The organism is Kitasatospora sp. NPDC056531 (assembly GCF_042794375.1).
GTDB lineage: Bacteria > Actinomycetota > Actinomycetes > Streptomycetales > Streptomycetaceae > Kitasatospora.
In genome coordinates, this window is the sequence record NZ_JBHTTU010000065.1 from 1 (window position 1) to 24,476 (window position 24,476).

The window sequence follows — 24,476 nt, forward strand, 5'->3', positions numbered from 1 at the left end:
GTGAACGACTGGACGATGGGAGCCGTATGAATCGAGAGGTTCACGTACGGATCTGAGAGAGCCGGGGGGTGAAACTCCCCCCGGCTACTCGCTAAGCCGCCTTTTCGGGCCGCCGGAAAATCCGACAACCCCCTTCTGTCCCTCCCTCTTCCCTGGTTGCTGGTGGGTGGATGCGGCCCTGGGTGACGGTCCGGACGGCAGGGGGTCTCCACCCTGCGGGGCCGTGATGGATGGTGAGCGCCCGGCGAAGGCCGGACGCGACCACCCCGCGGCCTGCCGGCGCCGCTCGCCCGGGACGGCGGCGATCGCGGCAGCAGCCGCCAGGAGGACGAGCCCGCCGCCCTGGCCGACGCCGCCGAGGCCACCGGACCGGGCGCCCGTCCCGTCCCAGCCCGCGCCGGGTCCCTACCGCACCGGTGACGCTGCGCGCGCCACCGAGCCGGACCCAGCGCCGCCGTCCCGGCTCCCCACGGCCTCTCTATGCGCCGCTCCCGCGCTTTGGGTCCCGTCGGTCCAAGGCAGCCCCGACGGACCCAACGGCAGCAACTCGGTACGCACCAGCACACCCCGATCATCCACCACCTGGCCGGCGCGGTAAGGGACAGCCCGGGCAGGACGGTCGACTCAGGACGCCCAGGTGCGGCGGCGTGTGCGGTACGCCGTCAGTGCGGCGGCGGTGAGGGTGGCCAGGGCGAGAGTCAGACCGGCTACCAGGACCGGGTTGACCCAGGACGGGACCAGTTCGCCGTCGGGGCCGCAGCGCATGCTCAGTGGGAACGTCCGGGTGGTGATCCGGTCTGCCGGAAAGCCTCGGGCGTTGCAGTATTTGCGGGCGGACATCCACACCGGACCGGACATCAGACCGGTGCTGACGGCCTCGTACGCCGCGGAGAGGCCCAGGAGGGACAGCCGGACGAGTGTGCCGGTGTCGAGGGGCGGCCGTCGTACGCGACGGGCGCGCAGTACCCGGTGCGCGACCACGAGGGCACCGATCACGAGGAGGACCGGTGCGATCACCAGGCCGAAGAAGACGAGGCCCGCGACGACCACGCTGGCGTCGTCGTCACCGGAGGCCGTCTGGAGCAGAGAGAGCGCTTGGGGCACGAACGGGGGGACGCGCCACCGGTGCCGAACGGTTCTCCGAGCAGGGCAGGAGGCGCCCACCGAGGCTCCGTCCATCGCAACCGACGAACCAGCTCTGAGCATCGGCCGAGGCGCGAACCAGCATCCCGCCCCCCGAAGACGACCACAGTCGCCGAGTGACGTCATTTCTGGTGAACATCCGCAGCGCTCAAGATCGCCAGCTGCTGCCCAAACCGCTGACCCCGCCGTGGTGGTCGTCGAGGGCCTGGTATTGGGTGAGGGTGGTGCGGTGGGCCTGTTCGGCTTCCTCGTAGCGCCGCAAATCCCACAGCGCGTTGCCGAGGTTGTTCCAGACGGCGGCCTCTCCGGCCGGGTCGAGGCTGTCGCGTGGCGCGGTGAGGGCGACTTCGGCGACCTCCAAGCGGCTTTCGAGGTGGTGGCGCAGGCCGAGGTAGGGGCCGAGACAGGAGGGGAGGGCTTGGGCGATGTCGTGGTGGCCGTGGTGTGGGCGACCGTGGTGGCGCGAGGCTGGCGCAGACGGATGTCGAGCGCCGACGTGCCGTGTCAGTAGTGCCTGAGGCGCTGTGCATCGGGCCAGATGCCATCTGCAGGCATGTCCAGCCGGTCCGTCAGCGCCCGTCGCCACTCCGGCGTGGTGGTCGGCTCACCCCAGTAGTCGGTAACACGGATCGCCTTGCCCTCCTGGAGCTCTGCGATGCTGACGTTCCGGTAGAGCCGGCCATCGCCGTAGTCACAGGTCCACTCGACGACGATCACATCGTCACTCAGGTGGAGGCGGCGGCCTACTTCGAGGGTCAGTTCAGGGAAGTTTCCCTCGACTTCGCCGACGAGCTTGCTGGTGCGTACCACCTCGCCCATCTGCGGCCACTGACGCTCGACATCGTCGGCGAGAGGAACGCCGAGGATGTAGGCAAGTCGGGTGCGTTCGTTCGACTCTGCTGCTGGCTCACGCATAGCGGTGATTTCCTTCCGGACGCCGCGGGTGTGACACGTCTCCTGTTGTGATCACGATGGCATGCTCTACGCAGCCCGTCACACGGACGCGCTCGATGTGCGGACCCGTGGCGTTGTGGCCGGTGCCGGGGTCGAGGTCGGCCCGCCAGAGCGTGGCGCGCTCGACCTCACCCCGCGGCCGGAGGGCTGGGCCGAGCCACACCCGCTCTGGTCCGCCGACCTGGACGGGCAGCAGCTCACCGGCCCGGGCGGCCAGAGGTACGCCAGCCTGCTGGCCGCCACCCGCACTGGCGCCGGGCCGCACGCGTGACGGGCGGCAGAGCCTCGGCCTGGAGAATGGCGGTGCGGGAGAACGACCGCCGGCCGCACCCGACTGCGACCTGCTCCAGGTCTTCTGGTGCCCCTTCGACGCGCACGGCCCCACCGGGTACGACATGGCGCTGGACCTGCGGTGGCTGCGGTCGCGGGAGGTGGCCGAGGTGCTGGCCGCGCCGCCGCAGCCGCAGCTCGTCGGCTTCGACGGGTATGTGCCCGAGCCGTGCGTGCTGCACCCGGAGTAGGTGGTCACCTACCCGTTCGCCGGCCTCCTGCCTGAGGACCTGTGCGCCCGGATCGACGCCTGGGAGGAAGCCCTCGAGGACGAGGACCTCGACGAGGAGGACCTCGATCTCGACGAGGGCGCCGAGCAGCCGGAAGAGGAGGACGCGGCCGAGCCGGTCGGCTACCAGTACGACCTGTCCATCCCGCCGGGCTGGCGCGTCGGAGGCTTCGCCTCCTGGCACAAGACCGCCCCCTACCCGATGGACTGCCCGGCCTGCGCGACGCCAATGGAACTGCTGCTGACCGTCGACAGCTCGGAATGGGACGGCGGCAGCGGCAGCTGGACACCGGTCGAGGACCACGGCCTGCCCCCACACCCGCACGCCGCACCGACCCACGTCACCGTGGGCCGCTCGGGCGAACTCAACATCTTCGCCTGCCCCAACGATCCCGAACACCCGCACCGCTGGAGCATCCAGTAGACCAGAGCGGTCTCGTGCGCCGTTGGGCTTGCCACCGGCTTCGGGTCTACCAGGCCACCCCCAGGGCCTCCAACTGCCCGCGCTGCTCCAGGCTGAGCTTGTCCCGCCTTGCCTTCTGGTTGTTCAGCCAGGTGCCCAGCGACGTTCCGCCCTCCTTGTGGGACCTGGGCACACGCGCGTGACCCTCCCGTTCGACGAACGCCGTCAGCGCCACCAAGCCCTGGGCGAACCGGTCCGCGCGCGACACCTTCGGCTTGGCCTCAGCCGCCGCCTTGGCGGCCACCAGCTCGGCGTCGGCCTCGATGCCGATCGCGGCGAGCAGGTCCTGCTGGTCCGCCTCCAGACCGGGCCAGCCGGCCCGCTGCGCCCGCACCCAGCGGCCGAGCTGCTCGCCCTCGAACACCGTGCCCAGCGGCAGCTGCGCCCAGTCGACGCGGCCGTCGGCCTCCAGCCACCACTGCCGGGCGGTGGCGTAGGTGCGCTGCCAGGTGATCGGCCAGGCCGGGCACCACCACGGGTGTCGCTGCCCGGTCTTTCTGAGCGGTGAGACAGAGATGAGCTGCGGGTTCGCAGTCTTGATGGGTGACGTCTGTGGCGGTACGCAGATCGGTAGTGGGTCTTACGCAAGTTCCTTGGTTCGGTCATAAGTTCTCCACCTGCGCTTTAGCCGACGGAGGCATGCACTGCGCACCTCCAGCGGGTGGAACGCAGTCCAAGAGGGCGGCTTTACTGAGCGCCCGCGCGAGGTGGGCGGCGCAGTGCTGGGTCGGCTTCCGACTGGATCTGACGGTGCGTCAGAGGCGATCGAACACCACCAGGCACCAGAGGGCCGCAGCCATTGTCACCGCACAGAACGCGGCGAGGCCGACCAGCGCCCCCAGGGACGCGCGTGTCCCGGCGCGGGAGGGCTCTGTCGGGTCGTAGTACACGACGCAGGGTTCACCGGGCTTCGTCTCGCGCTTGCACGAGCACAGGGCGGTCCGCTGCACGCCGTCCGGAGTCCGAAAGCGGACCGTGGCGGTATGGCTGGTGTTGGCGACACCCATGGAGCCCCGGCTGGTCCGCGAGCTGACGCTCACCACGGTACCGGGCGCCGGGACGCCGCGCCGGTACAGCGGGAGCTCCCTGACGATCATCACCGCGGCCCCGACCGCGGTGGCCCCCAGCGCGCCGGCGGTGGCCAAGGCCGGCGCATGGTTGGCGGCGTAGTCGTATCCCCAGAAGGCCAGGCCCAGCAGGGCAACCAGCACGACCCAGAGGCAGAGAGCCGCCAGGGCCTTCCGCACCATGCGACACCTCCACTGCGCGATCCAACTCCACAGTGGCACAGACCGTTTGGCCTGGATAGCCGAATTCATGACTCAGGATCAGTCCGGCCCTGCTGCGTTCCCGGACCAGCACCAGGCTCACCACCGCCGCGGCCCACGCCGGCGAACCCGGCGGTGAGGAAAGACGATCGGAACGGCGCGCCAGCCGCGCGGCTCTTCGGCACCTGGTTCCGGACTGGCGCGGCCCAGCAACCGGGCCTTCGGCGCTCTGCAGGAGGCAGTCCGGGCCGCTCGGCCCTCGCAAACCGAAAACGGGAACGCAGCGAACGATGCGGCCACCATCTGAAGTGGGCGCTTCTTCGGCGACAAGCTCTCCTACCCCGACATCGCCGCCTACGCCTTCTTCAAGTAAGTGTCCCGTCTCAGTTGATCTTTGCCGGTGGCCTGGCCGCCCGGCTGGACAGGTACAACCGGCACCCAGAGGTCGCAGGTTCAAATCCTGTCCCCGCTACTACCAGGGCCGGGGCCGGCGCACGATTGCGCTGGCCCCGGCCCTGTCCGTTGGTCAGCTGGTGGTGCGAGCGGGCCCGCGCGGAGGGCAAGCTGACCGCCCGGCAGGTCGCCGTCGGGACGCCCTGCACGTCTTCGCCCAGGACACCCGGATCGACCGGTGCGCCTGCCTCGCCGCGACGGGGAACGCACTCTGACACGGCTCTGTGACGACCCTGGGGCCGGTGGTGGGAGTAATTGTCAAATGTTGCCTGGGCGAAGCTGTGCCAGCCTCGCCCGCGGTGCTCTCCGGGGGTTCCCAAGGTGTCACTCGGAGGGTGTCGAGGAGACCCGGCCGAAGAACCGTCCGGCCATGTCGGCCCCGATGATGGCGCCGTCGGCATCGCGGGTGAGGAAACCGCGCTGGCCGATCAGGCCGCCGCCGGTGACGATGTACTCGTCGCCGCTCCCGGGGAGCAGGCCGAGGCTGGCCGGCGGCAGGTCCGCCGGCAGTTCCCTGTCGGCTGCCGCGCGGATCTCCGGCTTGATCCGGCATTCAACCGTCATCGTGTCGCCGTCGGTGTCGATGATCAGCGTCATGAATTCATTCTCGTAGTGCCCGGTGATCTCCTGGGCGCGCTGCGGGTCGTACGGGAGCGGGTCGGGGTCGCGCTCGACCACGCCAAGGTAGTGTTCGAGCGCCCAGCGGAGCACGGCCTGGTTGAACTCCAGGCCGTTGTCGGGCCCGGCGTTGGACGCCGCCACGACGGCGAAGTCCCGGTCCGGGACCAGCAGCAGGTTGGCGAACTGTCCGTTGGTCGATCCGCCGTGCCCGACGGTGCGCACTCCGTCCACGTCGCGCAGGAACCAGCCGAGGCCGATGGCGTCGCCGAGCGTGGAGCCGTGCAGCTCCACCGTCGGCTCCTGCATGCGCCTCGCCAGGTCACCGCCGCCGAGGTGGAACCGGGCCCAGCGCAACTGGTCGGAGACCGAGGACACCAGGCCGCCGCCCGGGTTGTTGCCGCGCGTGTCCTTCCAAGTCCGGGCGACCTTGAGCGCCCCTTCGCTGAGGTTGTGGCCCACGGCGAACCGGCGGGTGATGGCCTGTCCGGCGGTGAAGACGCTGTCGGTCATGCCGGCCTGTTCCAGGACGAGTGAGGCGACAGCGGCCTCGTAGGTCGCGCCTGTGACGTTCTCGACGACCCGGCCGAGCAGGTTGTAGCCGAGCTGGCTGTAGGAGGCGCGGCCCCCGACTGGGCCGATCAGCGCCACCTCGGCCATGTTGGTCACCTCGCGGGCCAGCGCGTCGTCTCCGTCTCCGCTGTCGAAGACCATCCGGGTGTCCAGCCCGGCAGTGTGGTTGAGCAGGTTCAGGATGGTGATTTGCGCGGCCGCGTCCTCATCGGGGAGCCGGAGTTCGGGAACGTAGCGGCGCACTGGCGCCTCCAGCTCAACTCGGCCCTGCTCGACCAGGCGCATGATCGCGGTCGCCGTGTAGGTCTTGGTGACCGAGCCCAGCACGAAGAGTGTGTCCCGGTCGACGGGGAGCGGGTTGTCGATGTTCGTCACGCCGTGGCAGACGGTCAGCTCCCGTCCGTCCACCCGGACTCCCACCGCCGCACCGGGGATGCCGAGCTCCGTGGCCTTCTCCTCGACGAACTCCGCCAGCGCATCGTGTGACATCTCGATTCCCCCTCGATCGGTGTGGCTCTCGCACGGCGCCTCGGGCGTCGCGGCGACTTGCACTGTGTTCAAGTGGAGGCTAGCGAACGACTTGAACACTGTGCAAGAGGTTTCTTGAACGGCGTGCAAGTCGAGGGCTATCGTGAATCCATGCCCCGCAACACACTGACCCGCGAACAGATCCTCACTGCCGCCATCACCCTGCTGGACGCCGAAGGGCTGGAGGGCCTGAGCATGCGGGCACTGGGCCAGCGGCTGGGCTCGGCGGCCACCGCGGTCTACTGGCACGTGGGCAGCAAGGACAACCTCATCGCTCTCGCCGGCGACCAGCTGTGGCACGAAATCGCGCTGCCCGACCCCGACGGGGTCGGCTGGCGCACGGCGGCCACCATCATGGCCACCGACCTGTATGCAATGCTCACCCGCCACCCGTGGCTGCTGCAGGCCTTTGGCTCCCTCCTCATGTTCGGCCCCGGCAAGGCCCGCCACGACGACCACCTCCTCGCCATCTACGAAGCCGCGGGATTCGCCGGCCCCGCAGCCGACCAGGCCGCGGCCGCCGTTTTCACCTTCGTTCTCGGCAACGCCCTCGGCCCAGCCGCGACAGCCTCACTCACCCGCAAACTGCGGCGCGAAGGCAGCGGTGACGCCGAACAGGCCATCAGCGAAGCCCAGGCCGAGGCTCGCGAGATCGCCGTACAATTCCCTCGGCTGCGCGCCCGCCTCGACACCCACAGCGCCGACTACGGCGCGGCGCCCGACAACACTTTCCAAATCGGCCTTGAGGCCATCCTCGATGGGCTGGAGGCGCTGCAACGCGCGCCTACTCGGTGACCATCACGCGATTTTCGAGCAAGGGTCGCTCGGCCCACGGGTTCAAAGGCGGGGTGGTGGCGGGGGCCGGATCGGGGTGGTGAGAGAGGGTGCGGCACGCGGGCGGTTGTGCCTCGTACATGATCGGCCGGACCGTGCGGGACCTCGTCGTCAGCGACCCGAAAGGCTCCCTGCACGGCCGGCGAGCCAGACGGCGACGCGATGCTTTTCCTCGAGGTTGGCATAGGGACTTGTCGCGACCATGATCCACTCCAGGTGTCGCAGGACGTTCTCCGAGCGGTCTGGGTGGCGCACTACGAGCACGTCGATGCCGGTCTCGCCCGTCGAGGCGCAGACGTACACGCTGCCGTCCAGGGACATCATGGCGAAGCCCGGGTGGCCCGCGTGCACGCCGAGGAACGCCGATGCCGCCCCCCCGGCCCATGATGTCCCAGTGCTCCAGGAGCCGGACCCGGGCCCAGAGCGCCGGTGCATGGTTGGCGCTGTGCAGGTGCTGCAGAGCGGCCCGGTGCGAGCGGGTGCCCTGTGGAAGCTGCACGAGGAACTCGCGCCGATGGTCGAAAAGCGCTGAGGACACGGCGAGGTCGTACCAGTCCGCGTTGAGCCGCTCGACCAGCCGCGGGGTGTCGTACCGGTGGGAAAAGCCGCCGGCCACGTCCTCAGTGCCGTATCCGCGGACGAATGGCATCATGCCGTCTGGTACTGCGTTAGGGATCACCTTGAGGCCGGCTCGCCATAGAGGCCGGTACACCTTGCGGTCACGCTCCTGGATACCCATCGGTCCATGTTCTACCAGCGGTCAGCAACCCCCGGCCCGCCCTTTTCCTCCGCCTCCACGTGATCGGTCGGACAGCTCCTAGGCGGTTCGGATGGCCTGGTCGCAGCGTGGGCAGGTCCGGCTGCGCAGTTCGGGTGGCCACCAGTGTTGGCCGGGTTCGGTCGGCTGCCACGAATTCCTGACCATCTCGGCGGTGTCGAGGCCGCAGGCGGTGACGGGGCCGGGGCTGCTCGGCAGGTCCGGATCGGACGTGGCCGCGTGTACGACCACCAGGTCGGGCGAGCCGGGGTTCTCAAGGACGACGATCACGTTCACCGTTCCAGCCTCGGCGTACCGCGGCCGTGACGCACCTGCTCGTACGGCCGACCGGCCGGATCGATCGCAGGTCACGAGCGTCCGCGACGCCACGGTCGACGTGGTCGGTCACGTTGTGTCCAACTGCCAGTACGGCTCAGGTCGAGTTGAACGTCGCCAGCGTCGCGAACTGCTCGATCGTCATCATCGGGCACCCCCAGCCGCGGCCAGGACACCGTGGTCCAGAATCAGGGCATGCATGCGGCTCCTCTCGATGAGCGTTGAGTAACACGATGTAAGGAAGCGGGTTTTGATGTCGTCCGAGAAGAGTCCGGGGACCGTTGCCGCTGCGGCGGATGAGCGGCTGGCCGATCCGGGGTTCCTGGCCGATGCGGACCCGGGCGAGGTGGAGCCGCTACTGGACGCTGCCTCGACTCCCGGCGCGCGGTCGGCGGCGGTGGTGTACCGGGAGTCGGTGCATCTGCACCGGGACACTGCGCCGGAGGTGCGGCGCCACAGCGGGGCGTGTGCAGTGACGACGGCCGTGGTGGACGGCCGTCCGGTCGCCGTCACCGGCAACGGGGATAAGACGGTGCGGGTGTGGGACCTGGCCACCGGCCAGCAGATCGGCGAACCCATGAAAGGCCACACCAGCTGGGTGGAGGCGGTGGCGACGGCAGAACTGGACGGCCGTCCCGTCGCGGTCACTGTCAGCGGCGACACGACGGTGCGGGTGTGGGACCTGGCCACCGGCCGGCAGATCGGCGAACCCATGAAAGGCCACACCGCCGAGGTGAGGGCGGTGGCGACGGCCGTGGTGGACGGCCGTCCGGTCGCCGTCACCGGCAGCCACGACGAGACGGTGCGGGTGTGGGACCTGGCCTCGGGCCGGCAGATCGGCGAACCCGCGGTGACCGGACACAGCAACGAGGTGTGGGCGGTGGCGACGGCCGTGGTGGACGGCCGTCCGGTCGCCGTCACCGGCAGCATGGACGAGACGGTGCGGGTGTGGGACCTGGCCACCGGGCAGCAGATCTGCGCGCCCTTGGAAGGCCACACCGACGTGGTGAATGCGGTGGCGACGGCAGAACTGGACGGCCGTCCCGTCGTGGTCACTGTCAGCGGCGACACGACGGTGCAGGTGTGGGACCTGGCCGCCGGACAGCGGATCCACGGTCCCCTGACCGGCCATGGCAGCGAGGTGTGGGCGGTGGCGACGGCCGTGGTGGATGGCCGTCCGGTCGCCGTCACCGGCAGCATGGATGGGACGGTGCGGGTGTGGGACCTGGCCACCGGCCGGCAGATCGGGCCGGCGTTGGTGTTCCCCGCAGAAGTGCATACGGTGGCGACAACGCTGGATGGTCGGCTCGTGGTCGGATTCGGCGCGGAGGTCGCGGTCCTGGCCCATCGAGCCCAGCCGACCTGTGAGACCAACCGCTGACGCACAGCACCTTTCGTGTTGGTGCAGAGAGCCCCAACCGCCAGGTGCCCACCACCGTCTACCCGGATGCCCTGTCCCGCCGCCTGGGCCAACTGCTGGTCGACGCCCGGGACGAGGAACGGCAGGAGAAGGCCGCCGCCAAGGCTCTCAAGCGCCTGGAGAAGGCCCGGGAGATCAACGCCGCTTTGCGTCCGTGTTGGACGTGCAGGGGTTCGATCGGCGGGATAGCGGGCTCCCCGCTGGAACTGGCCGAGAAGGCCGGCCCGGACCGGCTGGAGTGCCCGCAGTGCGCGGCAGACCGGGAGGTGAGCGAACTGGGCCCGCTGGTGCTGCCCGCCCCGACCAAGCGGGAGCTGGTGGCCGCGCTGGTGCGCGCTGCGGACGATCCGTGGTGGGAGGCGCGGGTGCTGCACGCGAGGCTCTACCCGGCCAAGGAGCGGAAGGTGTGACCTGTTGGGCTCCTGTGGCGGGTCGGTGATTCGGTGAGTGGTCACGTGCGGGCCGCCGGCGGCGGGGAATGGGCGTGGACAGAGCCTGTGGTGTGACGGCACTCGCCGGGCGCTGTCGTCGCTGCTGGCCGGGAGGCCGGAGGCGTCCCGCTCCTCACGGCGTCGCCAGGCGTCGCCCTGGCCGCCGTCCTGCGCGTCCCCTCGCGTTTTTTGTCTGCGGCTGTTCGCCCTGGGAAGGCGCCTGCGCCGTCAGGCGTCGAGTATCAGCTGCAGCAGCTCGTGCAGGGACTCGCGTTGCTGTGTGGTGAGCCGGGCCAGGGGTTCGGCGGCGAAGGGCATGCGGGTGCGCAGGTCGGCGGCGACGGTGCGGCCGGCCGTGGTGGCGGCGACGAGCTTGACACGGCGGTCGTCCAGGTCGGGGTGGCGCTCGACCAGGCCGCGGGCCTCCAGCCGGTCGATGATCACGGTGACGTTGGAGGGCTCCGCGTGCAGGCGGTCGGCGATGCGGCGCATAGGGACCGGTTCCTCGGCGGCGAGCAGTGCCTTGGCGTGGAGCGGGGTCAGGTCGTGGGCGGCCGCTGCGGCCTCGGACTCCTGGGTGTAGCGGCGGTTGACGGCCGCGAAGAGGCCGACGATCTCCCTGGTGAGCTCATCCGTGGGGTTGGACATGCGTCCAGCGTACCGAGGTGCTTGACAGGTGAAATATCCCGGCACATAGTTATGACTCATATTAGTTATGCAACATAAGCAATCAGGGATCACCGAGCATGAGCACCAAGACCGTCCTGATCACGGGCACCTCCTCCGGGATCGGCCTGGCCACCGCCGTCGCCGCCGCCCGTGGCGGCTGGCAGGTGATCGCCACCATGCGCGACACCGCCAAGGCGGGCGCGCTGCTGGCGGCGGCACAGGAGGCCGGAGTCACCGTCGACGTCCGGACCCTGGACGTGACCGACCCGGCTTCCGTCGAGTCATGCCTGGTCGGCCTCGACCGGCTGGACGCACTGGTCAACAACGCCGGTGCGGGCCACGTCGGCACCCTGGAGCAGGAGAGCGTCGAGGACGTGCGCGCCGTCATGGAGGTCAACTTCTTCGGCGTCGTCAACGTCACCAAGGCCGCCCTGCCCCTGCTGCGGGCGAGCAAGGGCCGCGTGATCACCGTGTCCAGCGTGGGCGGCGTGATCGGCCAGCCCTTCAACGAGGCCTACTGCGCGGCCAAGTTCGCCGTCGAGGGCTTCATGGAGTCCCTCGCGCCCGTCGCGGCCACGGCCGGCGTGTCCGTCAGCGTGGTCGAACCGGGTGCGGTGGCCAGCGAGTTCGTCAGCAACGTGCGCCTCGCCGGCGACCCACTGGAGCAGGCCGGGCCGTACGCCCCCGCCCTGTCCGCCTATCTGGAGCGCACCCGCGCCGCCTTCGCCGGCGCGCAAACCCCGCAGGACGTGGCGGCACAGATGGTCGACCTGCTCGCGGCCGAGCGGCCCGCCTTCCGGCTGCTCACCTCCGACGCCGCGCGCGCCTTCGCCGGGACGAAGCTCGCCGACCTCGACGGCTCCGCCGTACAGGCCCTCACCGGCGGCTGGGTCCGCTGACCACCGCCCTCCCTGTCCCACCACCGCCGGAGAAGTGGACCGACATGTCCGAGAACACCAGCATCACCGACCTCAACCGCCTGCGCGCCACGCTGGCCGCGAGCTCCTACGAGCACCGGGTCCTGACCGTGGTGCACCGCTGGTACTGCGGCTACGAGGCCCCGCACATGAACCTCGACCACCAGGGTGAACTCGTCACCGACGACTTCACCCTGCACCGCCCGCCCGAGAGCGACATGCCCAGCGTCCAGGGCCGCCAGGCCTACCTGGACAGCGTCTCCGCCCTTCCCGCCGGACAGAACAACGCCCACCACCTGCGCAGCCTCGCCATCGAGCACACCGGCGCCGGCACCGCGCAGGTGGTGGTCACCCACGACTTCGAGACCGTCGGCCCGGCCATGACCGGCGCCGCACGCCTGCGCTACGACCTCGAACTCCGCCAGGACCCCGGCGAGCGCCTGCCCCGGATCAGCACCATGGGCGAGCAGATCCTCACCTACCAGCAGACGCCGTTCGTCGACGCGTACGCCGAGAACCGGGTGCTCGCCTTCGTCCACTACTGGCTCTCGCTCCTGGAACAGCCCGCCGACGACGCCGAGCCGCTGCGCGAACTCCTCGACGCCGACCTCACCATGACCCTCTCCGACGACCGCGTCCTGCACACCTTCGACCAGATCGCCGCCTGGTACACGGACACCGCCCGGCTGGTCGATACCAGCGCCCACCACCTCACCGACCTCACCATCACCTCCGGAACGGGCGGCACCTACGACCTCTCGGTCGACTTCGCCTGGGAAGGCATCACGCGCGAAGACCAGCCCATGACCGCGCGCACCCGCCACCACTGGACCCTCGCCGAAACCGGTGAGCGCTACCTGCGCCTGCGGCGCTTCGCCGTCACCACCCTCGACCCGTTCACCCCCGCCACAGCCCAGGAAGCACTCGCCCACCACGACGCCAACAAGGCCGCCTGAGAGCACCCATCAGCACCCGCGCCCGCGCCCGTGGCGGTCCTGCCGTCCAGCGCGCGCTGGATGGTAAACGAAGTACTGGCGGACCAGAGGTTCCGTCACGTGATGTCCAACTGACAGGAGTCACCCCCATACCCACCGTCACCGCTACCCAGCTTGTGGTCGGCCCCCACACCTTCGACGCCCTGGTCGCCGGTCCCGCCGATGGTGAACTCGTCCTGCTCCTGCACGGTTTCCCCGAGTTCGCGGACTGCTGGACCGAGGAGATCCACGCCCTCGCCGAGGCCGGCTACCGGGCCGTCGCCGTGAACCAGCGCGGCTACTCCCCCGGCGCCCGCCCCGAGGCCGTCGAGGAGTACGCCGTCGAGAAGCTGATCTCCGACGCACTCGGCTTCGCCGACGCCCTCGGCGCGCAGCGCTTCCACCTGGTCGGACACGACTGGGGCGGCCTGGTCGCCTGGGCACTGGCCTCCGCCCACCCGGAGCGGCTGCACACGCTCTCCGTGCTCGCCACCCCCCACCCGCTCGCCCTCTACCGCGCCCTGCACAGCGGCGGCGACCAGCAGCAACGCTCCCAGTACGTCCAGCACTTCCGCCTCCCCGGCCATGTGGCCGAGCAGGGCATGCTCGCGAACGACGCGGCCGCGCTCCACCAGATCTACCGGGGCGCACTGTCCGAGCAGCAGGTCAAGTCCAACGTCCGCAGACTCACACAGGGCGCCCTCACCGGCGGACTCAACTGGTACCGGGCGGTCAGCGAGGACCTGCAGGTGCCCGCCGCAGAGATCACCGTACCCACCCTCTACGTATGGGGCGCCGAGGACCAGGCGCTCGGCCGCGAGGCAGCCGAGCTGACGGCGGACTACGTCAAGGCGCCCTACCGCTTCGTCCCCCTGGAGGGCGCCCCCCACTGGCTCCCCGAAGCCAGCGCCGACCAGGTCAACCCGCTGCTCCTCGCCCACCTCACGGGCACCAACTGACCCTCGCCCGCCTGGGCTCTGTCTTCACCGGCCGCCCGCCGCCCGGATGCTCAGCCGCGGCGGCGGGCGGCCGGGTCCTGGGCCGGAGCGAGTCCGAGAGATCGTGTAAATGACGGACGCTCTGCCCCGCGCGGCTGGTCGAGCGGGCAGCGAAGCAGGCCCGTGCGGAAGCGGCGGATACCCGGCGGCGAGCCGCGCGAGCGGGCCGTGGAGGGGAGTAGCTCACTCCCGTCGGGTGTGACCTGTTGGTGGTGGTGGGTGTGAAATGGCCTCTCGGGCGGTGTTGTCTGGACCTTTGGTTGGTCCTGTGGATGGTGGGCCGGGCGGCGGTGGGCGGTCGGGTTGGTCACTCTCTGTCATGTTCGGTGTGGTGGTGGGTGGGGTCGGGGGTGCTGTCGGCTCGCTCGGCTGGTTGGTGGGTGTTTCGCCGGTGATTCGGGCGTGAATTCCGCACGGCTGTTTCTGCGGGTTGGTTTCCCGGTTGGCCTGAGTTCGGGTTGGAATTGTGGGGGTGTGGGGTGGTGGATTCGGTGTTCGGTTTGGTGGGGCTGGCGCTGCGCCGTCGTTTCCTGTGCCTGCCGCCGGGTGGCTGTCGGCGGGGCTGGGCCCCGCGCTGTGCCCGTCGTCGGGGTGGTGGTGGTGTTTCGGCGGCGTCCGGGTCGGGGCTGCTGCGCCCGGTGTTCGGTTTCGTCCGGGGCGCTGTCCTGGTAACCGGCGCCGCCTGCTGCGCGCGGCCTCTTCGGGGCCGCTTTGGTCCGCTTCGGCCCCGTTCTGGCCGCGCTGCCGGCTGGCTCTCCGCCGTCTGAACGGGCCACGCGTTCTTCGCCCGCGGGACGCCGTTGACATCCGCTCGGCGGCAACCAGTACCATCAGCTGGCCTGACGGCTCATAGGTCAATCGTTAAAAGAAGAAGCATGCGTTTCGACCCGCGCGTCGAGCTCGTCCTCCTGTCCGCCGGCTGGTTCCCCGATCGCTGGTCCGGCCTGGCACTGGCCAAGGTGGCTGCAGACTTCGAGTCCTCCAGCCGTTCCCTCCCCCGGTACGCATTGAGGTTCTTCGCCGAGTTCGCCGGCCTCTCGCTCCGGTTCCCGAACCCGCGTGATCCGCAGAGCACCACCGGCGTGAACATCGGCAGCGGTGCCGAGAACCTGCACCCCCTCTCCCTCGCCCGCTACTGCCGCGAAGCCGGAGAGGATCTCTGCGTCGTCGGGTTGGGCACGTCGGGCAGCACCGGGTTCTACCTGCTCGGCGAATCCGGTGCGCTCTACGCCGCGTGGGACGACATCAGCCTCCTCGGCCCGAACCTCGCCGAGGGGCTGCACCGTCTGGTGACGGCCAGGTATTTCGTCCGTTCCCCGCTGCGGCCCGCTGTCCGGCCAGGCCGCCCGACCACCTCGCCGCGACCGTCGAGACTCCACCGGCTCCCGACCCGTCGCCGATGGAGCGCTCACCGTCGCATGCCTTCCGACGCAGCCACTCTGGGGGCACCCGTCCACGCGCGGATAGCCGTGACCGGCGCCGAGGCCTTCGCGGAGGCCGAGTCACTCGCCGACTGGCTCAGGACCGCGCCGGGCCCGCTCGACGTACGCCTCGCCCGCCGGGCCCAACGCCCCGGGGAGCCGGGATCGGTGCTGAACACCCTCTCCGTGGTACTCCACGAGGTCGACGGCGACATGGCCCTGGCCCGGGCGTTGAGCTCCTGGTTCCGCTGGGAAGCACCCAGCGCCGTCCTCCTGACAGTCCACCGTGCCGGTACGACACCGGTGGAGATCAGCGCCCGGCAGGCCCACAACGGTGACATCGAGGCGCTAATGTGCGAACGATCAAGCGGAAGACGGCTGTGACTGTCGAATGCAGCCACGCGGTGATCTCCGGCTATGAGGGGACTGCGAGGGCGTGAGCTGGACGGAGGGAGCCCGAGTGACTGGCCAGACGGTGAAGATCGCGTCGCTCTGCGAGTGCGGCGACATGGCGGTGCGGCAGGTGAATCAGTTCATCAATTTCGGCGAGTTGTGGTGGGATGCCGAGTTCTTCTGCGACGGCTGCGGCTCCTATCGGTGCGAGCATTCCGGGCCGGGGGAGGCGCCGGACGATGAGTGGCGACAGGCGCTGCTGGCGGCGAATGGACCCGTCAGGCTACGGCTGGCCGGGCCGGTGCCCAGTCTTGTCCCGGCGCTGAAGGTCTTCCGCGAAGTCTCGGGCGTCTCGTTGCCGCAGGCACGAGGGCTCGTCGACAAGCTGAGCAGCGACGGTGTGGTGGGCACCCTGGCGGAGATGGAGTTCTTGAAGACGCGGCTGCAGCTGCGCGGGATCCCGGTAGACATTGACAGGTAGCGGAGCCCGGAGCGACCCGGCCAAACTTCGCTGAGAATGCTCAAACTTCGATGAGACAGGTCAGTCGTCCGCCTCGGCGTCGTTGCGGCCGCCGTGCGGGTCTGCGCCGCCGTCCCCGGGCCGGCCGTTCCCGCCGCCCGCCACCACGTTTCCCCGCGCGTCGAATCAAGCCCCCAGGCGCCCGCTCCGGCGCCCCGGCCGCAGCCCCCCGCCGCGACCGCCGTCCCGGTGGAAGAACTGCGCCTGGCGCTCGCCGCCGAACACTCCTCCACCAACCCGCTCCTGCGCCGCCTGGGCATCGGCGTCGGGACGGTCAAGACGCACGTCCGGTCCATCCTGGACAAGACGGGGTCGGACAGCCGGGTCCAGGCGGCGCTGCTCGCACACCAGGCGGGCCTGATGGGCTAGGGGCACCTCTACGGCCCGACCGTGGCTGTTCCCCACAGGACCGTGGGGGACAGCCAGCGTGCTGACGGGCCCAGGCCGGTTCGAGGCCAACGCGCGGTGGAGCAGTAGTTGTTGATCTCCTCTTGCGTCATCGGTGACTCGTCAGCGACGAGGAAGGGCTCACGTTCCTGCATGGCGGCGAAGACATGGTCGAGCAGGTAGTAGCCCTGGAGGCCGACGCCACTGTCGTTGTACCGCGTGACGAACAGTGATCCCTTGACCGATTTCATGTGCTTGACGCGGTGCGCCGGAAGCGGCGGAGGACGGGAGTTGGGGCGCGCCGAACAAGGCGGATGACCGCCCCGACATGCCGCCTACGGCGCGGGCGCCCGGACCGCGGGTCTTCCTTTGGACAGAGGCTCTGTCGTCCAGACCTTCCTTTCGGTAGAGGCGCTGTCTCCCTCGGGGCATACGCACGTCCGGCGGCTCTGCCCTTCGGCAGGCCGTTGATTCAGGACCTGAGGGCGACGGATCCAGGCCACCTGCGCGACCACGATGGAAGCGAGTCGAGCGCCCGTTCCAGGAGTCCCCGGAGTCCCCATGTCGCAGTCATCCATGTCGTACGCAGCTGCCACCCCTGCACCCCCGCATGGCCCGGCATCTGCCCCGGCCGCCGCACGCGCCGCCGGACTGAGCAAGGTCTACGGCGAGGGCGAGACCCGCGTCGTGGCCCTCGACTCGGTCTCCGTGGAGTTCGGGCGCGGCCGGTTCACCGCGATCATGGGGCCGTCCGGCTCCGGCAAGTCGACCCTGATGCACTGCATGGCGGGGCTCGACACCATCTCCGCGGGCTCCGCCCGGATCGGTGCCACCGAGCTGTCCAGCCTGAGTGACCGGCAGCTCACCAAGCTCCGCCGGGACAAGATCGGCTTCATATTCCAGGCGTTCAACCTCCTGCCCACGCTGAACGCCATCGAGAACATCACGCTGCCGATGGACATCGCCGGCCGCAACGCCGACCAGGACTGGCTGGACCTGGTCGTAGGGACCGTCGGCCTGGCCGAACGGCTCCGGCACCGCCCCTCACAGCTCTCCGGCGGACAGCAGCAGCGGGTCGCCGTGGCCCGCGCGCTGGCGAGCCGGCCAGAGATCATCTTCGCGGACGAGCCGACCGGCAACCTCGACTCCCGCTCGGGAGCCGAAGTCCTGGGATTCCTCAGGGATTCCGTGCGCGAACTGGGCCAGACCATCGTCATGGTCACCCACGACCCTGTGGCCGCCTCCTACGCCGATCGCGTGATCTTCCTCGCCGACGGACGTCTCATCGACGAGTTGCCCTCCCCCACCCCCGAAGACGTACTCGACCGGATGCGGCGCTTCGACACCAACGGCCGGACGAGCTGACCCGCGCCCCCACGCCCAACCGCCCCGCATCCGTCTTGCGACCTCACCAGCGCGCACTTCCCACCGCGTCTCACCCGCCGCGTACCTCCAGGACTGACACCACCATGCTGCGTACCGCCCTGCGCAACGTCCTTGCGCACAAAGCCCGATTGATGATGACCGTGCTCGCGGTCCTGCTCGGCGTCGCGTTCGTCTCCGGCACCCTCGTCTTCGGCGACACCACCGCGAACGCCTTCCGCAACGCCTCCGCCCAGAGCCTCAAGGGCGTCGCCGTCGCCGTCCAGGCGGGGGAGTCTCCCGGCGACGAGGCTCAGCCGTCCCCCGGCGCCGACACCGCCGGCGGCAAGGACGGCGGGCGCACCTCTGTCCTCGACGCCGCGTTGGCACAGAAGATCCGTGCGCTGCCGGGCGTCGACTCGGTGCGTCCCACCGTCAACGGCCAGGCCACACTGGCCGGCAAGGACGGCCGCCCGGTCAACGCCGACAGCAGCTGGCAGAACCTGGCCACCAACTACCTGCCCGGCAAGGACGGCAAGGACGGCCACTTCCCGCTGAAGGAAGGCCGCGCCCCTGCCGCCGAGGACGAGCTGGCTCTGGACGCCACGACCGCCGAGAAGGCCGGCTACCGCGTCGGTGACACCGTCCGCTTCGCCATCGACGGGCCCGCGCTGACCAAGAAGCTGGTCGGCATCGTCACCACCGACGACCCGCGCGTCACTGCGGGCGGCACGCTGACGCTGTTCGACACCACGACCACGCAGAAGCTGTTCCTCACCCCCGGCCGGTTCGACGCGATAGCGGTGGCGGCCAAGCCCGGCACCGACGAGCGCGCGCTGACCGCCCGGGTGCAGTCCCTGCTTCCCGCCAAGGGCGCCCGGGCCACCAGCGGCGCGGACCTGGCCGCCGAACAGTCCAGGCAGATCTCCGAGAACACGACGCGGCTGACCAAGACGCTGCTGGGCTTCGCGGGCGTCGCGCTGTTCGTCGCAGTGTTCATCATCGTCAACACCTTCACCATGCTGATCGCCCAGCGCAGCCGCGAGATCGCCCTGCTGCGGGCCGTGGGCGCCTCGCGCCGCCAGGTCGTACGCTCCGTCCTCATCGAGGCCGCGCTCGTCGGACTCGGAGCCTCCGCCGCCGGATTCGCGCTCGGCCTCGGCATCGCCACCGCCCTGCACCCGTTGCTCACCACAAGTGGCGCCGAGTTGCCCGACGGCCCCCTGGTCATCTCGTCCACCACCCCGCTGGCATCGCTGGCGGTCGGCGTCGCCGTGACCGTCCTGGCCGCCTGGCTGCCGTCCCGCAGGGCCGCGAAGATCGCGCCGGTCTCGGTGCTCAGCAGCGCCGACCTGGCCCCGCCCGCCCGCACGCTGAAGGTCCGCAACGTCCTCGGCACGCTCCTGACCGGACTCGGTATCGCGGTCATGCTGTACGTCTCCACGCTCAAGGGGAGCAAGGAGTCGAACCTGATGGCCGCGATGCTCGGCTCCGCCCTGACCCTGTGCGGCATGATCGTCCTGGCCCCGCTGCTCTCCCGGCCGCTGATCACCCTGGCCGGCAAGGTCACCGCGCGCTTCTTCGGCGTCAGCGGCAAGCTGGCCAAGGAGAACGCCCTGCGCAACCCGCGGCGCACCGCCGCCACCGCCTCGGCCCTGATGATCGGCCTCACCCTGATCACCGGCCTCGCCGTCGGCGGGTACTCCACCCAGCGGGCCCTCGACGAGGAAGCAACCCAGGGCCTGGCCGCCGACTACAAGGTCTCCAACAGCACCTACCGCAGCCTCGACACCGCCGCGGCCGACGACATCGCCAAACTGCCGGGAGTCGCGGCGGCCGCCCCCGTCACCTCCGCAAACTTCGACACCCAGGGCGCCTTCGCCACGATCACGGGCACGGACCCGAAGACATTCGGGAAGGCAGCGGACCTCAAATTCCAGGCCGGCTCGCTGTGTGACGTCGGCCCCGGGCGGATCGCGGTCTCCGACGAGTTCGCACGGCAGGCCGGACTGCATGTCGGCGACACGATCGACGCCGACATGAACACCAGAGGGGGCACGCCGAACAAGAAGAACAAGAAGAAGCTGACGGTCGTCGCCGTCTTCGCCAGGACCCGTGCCCGTACGACGCGCTGGGCACCATGGCCGACGTCCTCCCCTCCACCGACACCCACAAGCTCGACAACGTCCTGGTCAAGGCCGAGCCCGGCAAGGCCGCAGGACTGGAGCCCAGGATCCGCCAGGCGCTCGGCAACAGCCCGCTGCTGAAGGTCCAGACCCAGGAACAGCTCATCAAGGCCGGCAGTGGATCCATGACGACCGTCCTCAACATGCTGTACGGACTGCTCGCCATGGCCGTCGTCATCGCGGTGCTCGGCGTCGTCAACACCCTCGCCATGTCGGTCTTCGAGCGCACCCGCGAGATCGGGATGCTGCGGGCCATCGGCCTCGACCGCTCCGGGATCAGGCAGATGGTCCGGCTCGAATCGGTGGTCATCTCCCTCTTCGGCGCCCTGCTCGGGATCGGCACGGGCACCTTCCTGGCCTGGGCCGCGGGCAACCTGACAACGGCGTCGATGCCGCTGTACGAGACGGTCCTGCCCTGGGCCAAGCTCGAGCTCTTCCTCACGCTGGCCCTGCTGATCGGAGTGCTCGCGGCCATCTGGCCAGCCCGCAGAGCCGCACGGCTGAACATGCTCCGGGCGATCCAGGCGCACTAGGGACCCGCAAACGCCATGGCTTACCCGCACATGCCTGCACCGCAGATACGAAACCGACCGAGAAAACATGAACTCGACGTACCTGCTGCCGATCCGTACGGCCGCACTGCTCTTCCCCGCGCTGGCCCTGCTGATGTTCGTGCCGACGGCGATCGTCCTCTACCGGTGGCACGGCGTGATGACCCGCTGCCACGGCGCCGGCTGGATCGCGCTCTCTGTCGTCCCCAGCCCGCACAGCGACACCGGCAAGGTGGAGGCCCTGCAGGACATCTACCGTCGCCTGGGCGACGCCTGAGACCCGCAGCGCAAGGTTCCCTGGTAACGGTGAGCTCGGCATCGTGGCGACGGCCGCGCGGAGGTTCGGCCGCGCCCGAAGCTGCGGGATGCCCGGCCGGGACGACGGAGCCGCGCCCGCCGAAGCGCGAGGTGTACATCCGGTTCCTCGCGACGCTGGCGCTCCAGCACGGCACCGTGGAGCCCACCGAGTGGCTGCGCCGCGCTCAGGCCGTCGGCCTCGTGCGGCCCGCCGACGAGGCCGCGGCGGCCCAGGCCCCCGCGCCCACCGAGACCATGCCCGCGCTGGCGGCCACCGCCCCGCAGCCGGCTCCGGTCGAACCCGCCGCTGCTCCCGTCCCGGCGCCGACGGCGTTCGGCGGCGGACAGCAGGACGAGGCGGTGGTGGAGCTCGACCGGACGGCGGCCGGGGAACTGGTCGCCGGGCCGCTGGCGCCGTGTGTGCGGTGCGGCCGGCCGACGCCGTACCGCTCGCAGGGCCGCCCGGTCCACATGGGCGGCTGGTGCGCGCCCGCTCCGGCCGGACAGCCGACACCCGCCGTTCCGGCCGCGGAGCAGCCCGCCCCGGCCGCGCCCGCCGAGTCGGCTACCCCGGTCGCTTCGGTCGCTGCGCCCCGCCAGAGCGGTCCCGTTGAGGCTCGGCGCGGGCCTTTGTCTCGTCCCGCTGCCGGTGCGCCGTCGCGGCGCCGGAAGACAGCGGTGGAGAAGCCGGCCGCCGAGGCGGGTCCGGCTGACTGGGAGCAGGCCGCCGCCGCGCGTTTCCCGGCCGGGCCGCTCGCGGTGCTGGATGTCGTCCCGTCCGGCCGGGGCCTGGTGGCCTACCTCGCCGACGGCACCCCGTCGCCGACCGCGCCGACCGCGCCGGCCGGGCGGAGCGTCGCCGACGTTGCCCAGTGGGCGCTCGAGGTGAAGCTCGGCTCTCCGCGGCTGCACCGGCACGGCAAGGACGGCGACGCCCTGGTCGTCCTCACCGACGCCGCCCTCGCGGAGCTCGGCCTGCCCCCGCTCGGGCGGGACGAGAAGAAGGAGTTCGTCCCCCGGCTGGGGCAGCTGCCGAAGACCCACAAGGCCGTCAAAGCACTGGAAAAGGCGGGCTGGCTGCTCACCCAGCGCGGCCTCGGGCCTTGGGCCCGGGTCTACCGCGCACCCGAGGACCGCAAGCGGGTATGCGTGCAGCTGTGCATCCCCGGCTGGGGCGCTCTCGCGTCCGGCGGCTGGCAGATCCCCGACGGCCTCGGCGCCCCGGACCTGGCCCGGCTGCTCGGCACCTACGCGAAGCGCGTGCTGACCCCCCGCGGCTCCACCGCCGTATCCGGACTGGAGCTGGTGACCGCGCTGCGCCCGCCCACCTGGGCGGTGCGCACCGAGGCCGGCTGGGCGTCAGGTGCGGTGGAGGGTTCCCGGCCGAAGGAGGCCTTCGACCCGGCGCCGCCGGAGGTCCTGGACGTCCACCCGCTCGCCCAGAACCGCGGGCCCGGCGGCGAGCTGGTGACCGAGGCGTGGGACTGGCACCGCCCCCTCACCGACCAGGAGGCCGCTGCGCCGTTCGCCGTCGGCCTCGATGTGAACATGGCCTTCCTCGCCGCAGCCGGCCGCCTCACCCTCCCGCTGTCCGGGCCGGTGCACGAGCAAGGCCCGGTGTTCGACCCGAAGACCCCCGGGAGCTGGCTGGTCGACCTGTCCGGCGTCGACACGGACCCGCTGCTCCCATCGCCGTTCACCGCTGACGGCTCGCGGCCGACGGGACCGGCCTGGTACTCCACGGTGAAGGTCGCCTACGCGGTGGAGCTCGGCGCCACCGTGCGGCCACTGGAGGGCTGGCTGCGCCACGAGCACGGGCCGTACCTGGACCCGTGGCACAAGCACCTGCGCCAGGCCTACCTGGACACGATGGCCGTCCTCGGCATCCCGCTCACCCTCGCCGACACCGACCCGGTGGCGTTCCTGGACACCATGGCAGGCCTCAAGACCACCGGCGACCCGGCCGAGCTCGCCGTACTCACCGCGATCAAGCAGACCGCCAAGGGCACCATCGGCAAGATGCGCGAACGCCCCCGCGGCCGCGGCTACAAACCCGGCGAGCGCTGGGCCGCGCTGGAACGCCCGACCTGGGACCCGCTGATGCGCGCCCTGGTCATCGACACCGCCACCGTCAACCTCCACCGCAAACTCCGCAAAATGGCCGCCGACACCGGCCTGCACGCCTTCGCGGTGCTCTCCGACTGCGCCGTCTTCGCCGCCCCCGGCCCCGGCGCCCTCGACATCCTCACCAAGACCGACGCCACCCTTACCACCGCCCTGCGCCCCGGGGTGTCGCCCGGGATGGTGAAGTTCGAGGGCAGCAGGCCCATGGCCGAGATCGCCGAGCTGCTCGCCGACGACGCCAACCCCGTCCGGCACATCAAGACCGGCGGAGTCGTCTCCGCCGACGAGTGACCCGCTGCCGGCCAGCCCGTCGCCATCAGGGGCTGGCCGGCGTGGTCGGTACTGCCGTGCTCGGACCTCCCCTCCAGCTTTGCTCGCGCCGAGAAACAGTTGCCAACTGTCATTGGTTACTTGCCAAGTGATTTGAGTCAGTTGTAGATTTTCTCATGCCACTTGCAACTGAATCTTCCGTGCCGGGAGGGGCCTGCTCATGGATCTTGAAGCGTTGAGAGCTGAACTGCACCGGGCGGTCGACGCAATCATCGACCGCCACCTCAACGGCGAATCGGGTGGCGACGGACCGCAGGAATCGGTCTCCGCCGTCGGGCAGCCCTACCCCAACGGGTGGGAGTACCAGTGGCCGGGTGGTAAGACGGAGGACTTCCACCAGGCGCAGGACTACGACGTCGACGGGGACAGCGGGCGGCACCGGGTGGTGGTGGCCTGGGCCAGCCGACAGGCGTGGGGACGGAAGCGCCTCAGGGCGATCGTCTTCCTCGCGCTGAAGAAGGAGGGCCGCTACTACCCACTGACCGAGTTCGTCGAGACCGACGACGAGCGCTTCGCCGCAACCATCCCCCGGCCCGGCAACGCCCGAGCCCAGCTGCGCATCGACGACCCGATGCCTGAGCGGCTCCGCGGCCACGTCGTGGAGCGCGCTGATGTGCTCTTCACGACGATCGCCAACAGCTCGGCTGTGCGGCTGGTGCTCGAAAAGGACGACGAAGAGGAGATGGTCCGGCACGCCTACTGGGTCGCTTCTGAGCGCAACCGCTTCTGAGCGCAACCGCTTTGAGCGCCCCCGGCCCCGGCGCCCTCGACATCCTCACCAAGACCGACGGCACCCTCACCACCGCCCTGCGCCTCGGGGTGTCGCCCGGGATGGTCAAGTTCGAGGGCAGCAGGCCCATGACCGAGATCGCCGAGCTGATCGCCGACGACGCCAACCCCGCCCGGCACATCAAGACCGGCGGAGTCGTCTCCGCCGACGAGTCCCCCCGCGGCCCGCCGACACCGACCGGGAGGACGCCCCCCACTCCTCTATCGGATTCTCCCCCCCC

28 protein-coding genes and 1 pseudogene are annotated in these 24,476 nt (G+C 70.5%); 19 read left to right on the forward strand and 10 right to left on the reverse strand.

All coding sequences use genetic code 11. The features are described from left to right. Window positions 1–624: 624 nt before the first annotated feature. From ACFQ87_RS33855 to ACFQ87_RS33865, 3 genes are all read right to left on the reverse strand, one after another. Window positions 625–1,104 (reverse strand): hypothetical protein, encoded by a 480-nt coding sequence (locus ACFQ87_RS33855; RefSeq protein WP_380614732.1) that lies wholly within the window; start codon window positions 1,102–1,104, stop codon window positions 625–627. A 187-nt stretch (window positions 1,105–1,291) separates the two neighbouring features. Further along, a complete protein-coding gene (locus ACFQ87_RS33860) occupies window positions 1,292–1,504 on the reverse strand; it encodes a tetratricopeptide repeat protein (RefSeq protein WP_380614733.1) in 213 nt (70 codons plus the stop codon). 143 nt (window positions 1,505–1,647) lie between these two features. Next, a complete protein-coding gene (locus tag ACFQ87_RS33865; RefSeq protein WP_380614734.1) occupies window positions 1,648–2,058 on the reverse strand; it encodes a hypothetical protein in 411 nt (136 codons plus the stop codon). 61 nt (window positions 2,059–2,119) lie between these two features. Between ACFQ87_RS33865 and ACFQ87_RS33870 the strand changes: the two genes are divergently transcribed. The 3 genes from ACFQ87_RS33870 (at window position 2,120) to ACFQ87_RS33880 (ending at window position 3,080) form a co-directional block, all read left to right on the forward strand. Beyond that, the gene (locus ACFQ87_RS33870; RefSeq protein ID WP_380614735.1) at window positions 2,120–2,368 is read left to right on the forward strand and encodes a hypothetical protein; all 249 of its coding nucleotides are present in this window, start codon (window positions 2,120–2,122) and stop codon (window positions 2,366–2,368) included. A gap of 124 nt (window positions 2,369–2,492) precedes the next feature. Further along, window positions 2,493–2,618, forward strand: a complete 126-nt coding sequence (locus ACFQ87_RS33875) for a hypothetical protein (protein ID WP_380614736.1) — start codon at window positions 2,493–2,495, stop codon at window positions 2,616–2,618. Beyond that, window positions 2,619–3,080, forward strand: a complete 462-nt coding sequence (locus tag ACFQ87_RS33880) for a hypothetical protein (RefSeq protein ID WP_380614737.1) — start codon at window positions 2,619–2,621, stop codon at window positions 3,078–3,080. Window positions 3,081–3,126: 46 nt separating this feature from the next. Here the strand turns inward: ACFQ87_RS33880 and ACFQ87_RS33885 are convergent, their stop codons facing one another. The 3 genes from ACFQ87_RS33885 to ACFQ87_RS33895 all read right to left on the reverse strand — a co-directional run bounded on the left by ACFQ87_RS33885 (window position 3,127) and on the right by ACFQ87_RS33895 (window position 6,520). Beyond that, the gene (locus ACFQ87_RS33885) at window positions 3,127–3,483 is read right to left on the reverse strand and encodes a helicase associated domain-containing protein (protein ID WP_380614738.1); all 357 of its coding nucleotides are present in this window, start codon (window positions 3,481–3,483) and stop codon (window positions 3,127–3,129) included. A 391-nt stretch (window positions 3,484–3,874) separates the two neighbouring features. After that, window positions 3,875–4,369 carry a DUF3592 domain-containing protein gene (locus ACFQ87_RS33890; protein WP_380614739.1) on the reverse strand — a complete coding sequence of 165 codons (495 nt, stop codon included), beginning with the start codon at window positions 4,367–4,369 and terminating at the stop codon, window positions 3,875–3,877. Window positions 4,370–5,164: 795 nt separating this feature from the next. Beyond that, window positions 5,165–6,520: a serine hydrolase domain-containing protein gene (locus ACFQ87_RS33895; protein ID WP_380614740.1), complete on the reverse strand. Its 1,356-nt coding sequence runs from the start codon at window positions 6,518–6,520 to the stop codon at window positions 5,165–5,167. A 150-nt stretch (window positions 6,521–6,670) separates the two neighbouring features. On the opposite strand from ACFQ87_RS33895, the gene ACFQ87_RS33900 reads away from it, so the two are divergent. After that, window positions 6,671–7,354 carry a TetR/AcrR family transcriptional regulator gene (locus tag ACFQ87_RS33900; RefSeq protein ID WP_380614741.1) on the forward strand — a complete coding sequence of 228 codons (684 nt, stop codon included), beginning with the start codon at window positions 6,671–6,673 and terminating at the stop codon, window positions 7,352–7,354. A 150-nt stretch (window positions 7,355–7,504) separates the two neighbouring features. Here ACFQ87_RS33900 and ACFQ87_RS33905 read toward each other — a convergent pair whose 3' ends face one another. Next, window positions 7,505–7,717 carry a hypothetical protein gene (locus ACFQ87_RS33905; protein ID WP_380614742.1) on the reverse strand — a complete coding sequence of 71 codons (213 nt, stop codon included), beginning with the start codon at window positions 7,715–7,717 and terminating at the stop codon, window positions 7,505–7,507. A 493-nt stretch (window positions 7,718–8,210) separates the two neighbouring features. Continuing rightward, a complete protein-coding gene (locus tag ACFQ87_RS33910; protein ID WP_380613005.1) occupies window positions 8,211–8,447 on the reverse strand; it encodes a hypothetical protein in 237 nt (78 codons plus the stop codon). Between the two features lie 292 nt (window positions 8,448–8,739). Here ACFQ87_RS33910 and ACFQ87_RS33915 point away from each other — a divergent pair, with 292 nt between their 5' ends. Together ACFQ87_RS33915 and ACFQ87_RS33920 are read left to right on the forward strand one after the other, a co-directional pair. Further along, complete coding sequence (locus ACFQ87_RS33915) at window positions 8,740–9,867, forward strand: WD40 repeat domain-containing protein (RefSeq protein WP_380614743.1); 1,128 nt, start codon at window positions 8,740–8,742, stop codon at window positions 9,865–9,867. 44 nt (window positions 9,868–9,911) lie between these two features. Next, window positions 9,912–10,316, forward strand: coding sequence for a hypothetical protein (locus tag ACFQ87_RS33920; RefSeq protein ID WP_380614744.1), 405 nt, complete (start codon window positions 9,912–9,914; stop codon window positions 10,314–10,316). 249 nt (window positions 10,317–10,565) lie between these two features. Here ACFQ87_RS33920 and ACFQ87_RS33925 read toward each other — a convergent pair whose 3' ends face one another. Next, window positions 10,566–10,985 carry a MarR family winged helix-turn-helix transcriptional regulator gene (locus ACFQ87_RS33925; RefSeq protein WP_380614745.1) on the reverse strand — a complete coding sequence of 140 codons (420 nt, stop codon included), beginning with the start codon at window positions 10,983–10,985 and terminating at the stop codon, window positions 10,566–10,568. Between the two features lie 98 nt (window positions 10,986–11,083). Between ACFQ87_RS33925 and ACFQ87_RS33930 the strand changes: the two genes are divergently transcribed. The 6 genes and pseudogenes from ACFQ87_RS33930 to ACFQ87_RS33955 all read left to right on the forward strand — a co-directional run. Next, on the forward strand, window positions 11,084–11,905 hold the full coding sequence (locus ACFQ87_RS33930) for an SDR family oxidoreductase (protein WP_380614746.1): 822 nt from the start codon (window positions 11,084–11,086) through the stop codon (window positions 11,903–11,905). Window positions 11,906–11,949: 44 nt separating this feature from the next. After that, on the forward strand, window positions 11,950–12,879 hold the full coding sequence (locus tag ACFQ87_RS33935; RefSeq protein WP_380614747.1) for a hypothetical protein: 930 nt from the start codon (window positions 11,950–11,952) through the stop codon (window positions 12,877–12,879). Between the two features lie 155 nt (window positions 12,880–13,034). Continuing rightward, a complete protein-coding gene (locus ACFQ87_RS33940; protein ID WP_380614748.1) occupies window positions 13,035–13,856 on the forward strand; it encodes an alpha/beta fold hydrolase in 822 nt (273 codons plus the stop codon). 914 nt (window positions 13,857–14,770) lie between these two features. Then, window positions 14,771–15,700 carry an SUKH-3 domain-containing protein gene (locus tag ACFQ87_RS33945; RefSeq protein WP_380614749.1) on the forward strand — a complete coding sequence of 310 codons (930 nt, stop codon included), beginning with the start codon at window positions 14,771–14,773 and terminating at the stop codon, window positions 15,698–15,700. A gap of 76 nt (window positions 15,701–15,776) precedes the next feature. Beyond that, window positions 15,777–16,190 carry a hypothetical protein gene (locus tag ACFQ87_RS33950; protein ID WP_380614750.1) on the forward strand — a complete coding sequence of 138 codons (414 nt, stop codon included), beginning with the start codon at window positions 15,777–15,779 and terminating at the stop codon, window positions 16,188–16,190. A gap of 282 nt (window positions 16,191–16,472) precedes the next feature. Beyond that, window positions 16,473–16,598 (forward strand): annotated as a pseudogene (locus ACFQ87_RS33955) (DNA-binding response regulator); the annotation flags it as partial. Window positions 16,599–16,606: 8 nt separating this feature from the next. On the opposite strand, the gene ACFQ87_RS33960 reads toward ACFQ87_RS33955, so the two are convergent. Beyond that, window positions 16,607–16,867 carry a hypothetical protein gene (locus ACFQ87_RS33960; RefSeq protein ID WP_380614751.1) on the reverse strand — a complete coding sequence of 87 codons (261 nt, stop codon included), beginning with the start codon at window positions 16,865–16,867 and terminating at the stop codon, window positions 16,607–16,609. A gap of 325 nt (window positions 16,868–17,192) precedes the next feature. Between ACFQ87_RS33960 and ACFQ87_RS33965 the strand changes: the two genes are divergently transcribed. The 7 genes from ACFQ87_RS33965 to ACFQ87_RS33995 all read left to right on the forward strand — a co-directional run. Continuing rightward, a complete protein-coding gene (locus tag ACFQ87_RS33965; RefSeq protein WP_380614770.1) occupies window positions 17,193–17,981 on the forward strand; it encodes an ABC transporter ATP-binding protein in 789 nt (262 codons plus the stop codon). Between the two features lie 104 nt (window positions 17,982–18,085). Further along, window positions 18,086–20,245: an ABC transporter permease gene (locus ACFQ87_RS33970; protein WP_380614752.1), complete on the forward strand. Its 2,160-nt coding sequence runs from the start codon at window positions 18,086–18,088 to the stop codon at window positions 20,243–20,245. Window positions 20,246–20,373: 128 nt separating this feature from the next. Continuing rightward, window positions 20,374–20,697 carry an ABC transporter permease gene (locus ACFQ87_RS33975; RefSeq protein ID WP_380614771.1) on the forward strand — a complete coding sequence of 108 codons (324 nt, stop codon included), beginning with the start codon at window positions 20,374–20,376 and terminating at the stop codon, window positions 20,695–20,697. A 67-nt stretch (window positions 20,698–20,764) separates the two neighbouring features. Further along, window positions 20,765–20,992, forward strand: coding sequence for a hypothetical protein (locus ACFQ87_RS33980; protein ID WP_380614753.1), 228 nt, complete (start codon window positions 20,765–20,767; stop codon window positions 20,990–20,992). A 131-nt stretch (window positions 20,993–21,123) separates the two neighbouring features. Next, window positions 21,124–23,427, forward strand: coding sequence for a telomere-associated protein Tap (tap, locus tag ACFQ87_RS33985; protein ID WP_380614754.1), 2,304 nt, complete (start codon window positions 21,124–21,126; stop codon window positions 23,425–23,427). 199 nt (window positions 23,428–23,626) lie between these two features. Then, entirely contained in the window at window positions 23,627–24,196 is a 570-nt protein-coding gene (locus ACFQ87_RS33990; RefSeq protein ID WP_380614755.1) for a hypothetical protein, read from the forward strand. Between the two features lie 11 nt (window positions 24,197–24,207). Then, window positions 24,208–24,476: hypothetical protein (locus tag ACFQ87_RS33995; protein WP_380614756.1), on the forward strand; the 269-nt coding region annotated here is incomplete at its 3' end.

Coding starts and splice junctions, on each gene's coding strand:
- ACFQ87_RS33865 (WP_380614734.1), bottom strand. CDS start 2,058: ATGCGTGAGCCAGCAGCAGAGTCGAACGAACGCACCCGACTTGCCTAC.
- ACFQ87_RS33870 (WP_380614735.1), top strand. CDS start 2,120: ATGCTCTACGCAGCCCGTCACACGGACGCGCTCGATGTGCGGACCCGT.
- ACFQ87_RS33875 (WP_380614736.1), top strand. CDS start 2,493: ATGGCGCTGGACCTGCGGTGGCTGCGGTCGCGGGAGGTGGCCGAGGTG.
- ACFQ87_RS33890 (WP_380614739.1), bottom strand. CDS start 4,369: ATGGTGCGGAAGGCCCTGGCGGCTCTCTGCCTCTGGGTCGTGCTGGTT.
- ACFQ87_RS33895 (WP_380614740.1), bottom strand. CDS start 6,520: ATGTCACACGATGCGCTGGCGGAGTTCGTCGAGGAGAAGGCCACGGAG.
- ACFQ87_RS33900 (WP_380614741.1), top strand. CDS start 6,671: ATGCCCCGCAACACACTGACCCGCGAACAGATCCTCACTGCCGCCATC.
- ACFQ87_RS33905 (WP_380614742.1), bottom strand. CDS start 7,717: ATGATGTCCCTGGACGGCAGCGTGTACGTCTGCGCCTCGACGGGCGAG.
- ACFQ87_RS33915 (WP_380614743.1), top strand. CDS start 8,740: ATGTCGTCCGAGAAGAGTCCGGGGACCGTTGCCGCTGCGGCGGATGAG.
- ACFQ87_RS33925 (WP_380614745.1), bottom strand. CDS start 10,985: ATGTCCAACCCCACGGATGAGCTCACCAGGGAGATCGTCGGCCTCTTC.
- ACFQ87_RS33930 (WP_380614746.1), top strand. CDS start 11,084: ATGAGCACCAAGACCGTCCTGATCACGGGCACCTCCTCCGGGATCGGC.
- ACFQ87_RS33935 (WP_380614747.1), top strand. CDS start 11,950: ATGTCCGAGAACACCAGCATCACCGACCTCAACCGCCTGCGCGCCACG.
- ACFQ87_RS33945 (WP_380614749.1), top strand. CDS start 14,771: ATGCGTTTCGACCCGCGCGTCGAGCTCGTCCTCCTGTCCGCCGGCTGG.
- ACFQ87_RS33960 (WP_380614751.1), bottom strand. CDS start 16,867: ATGAAATCGGTCAAGGGATCACTGTTCGTCACGCGGTACAACGACAGT.
- ACFQ87_RS33965 (WP_380614770.1), top strand. CDS start 17,193: ATGTCGTACGCAGCTGCCACCCCTGCACCCCCGCATGGCCCGGCATCT.
- ACFQ87_RS33970 (WP_380614752.1), top strand. CDS start 18,086: ATGCTGCGTACCGCCCTGCGCAACGTCCTTGCGCACAAAGCCCGATTG.
- ACFQ87_RS33975 (WP_380614771.1), top strand. CDS start 20,374: ATGTCGGTCTTCGAGCGCACCCGCGAGATCGGGATGCTGCGGGCCATC.
- ACFQ87_RS33980 (WP_380614753.1), top strand. CDS start 20,765: ATGAACTCGACGTACCTGCTGCCGATCCGTACGGCCGCACTGCTCTTC.
- ACFQ87_RS33990 (WP_380614755.1), top strand. CDS start 23,627: ATGGATCTTGAAGCGTTGAGAGCTGAACTGCACCGGGCGGTCGACGCA.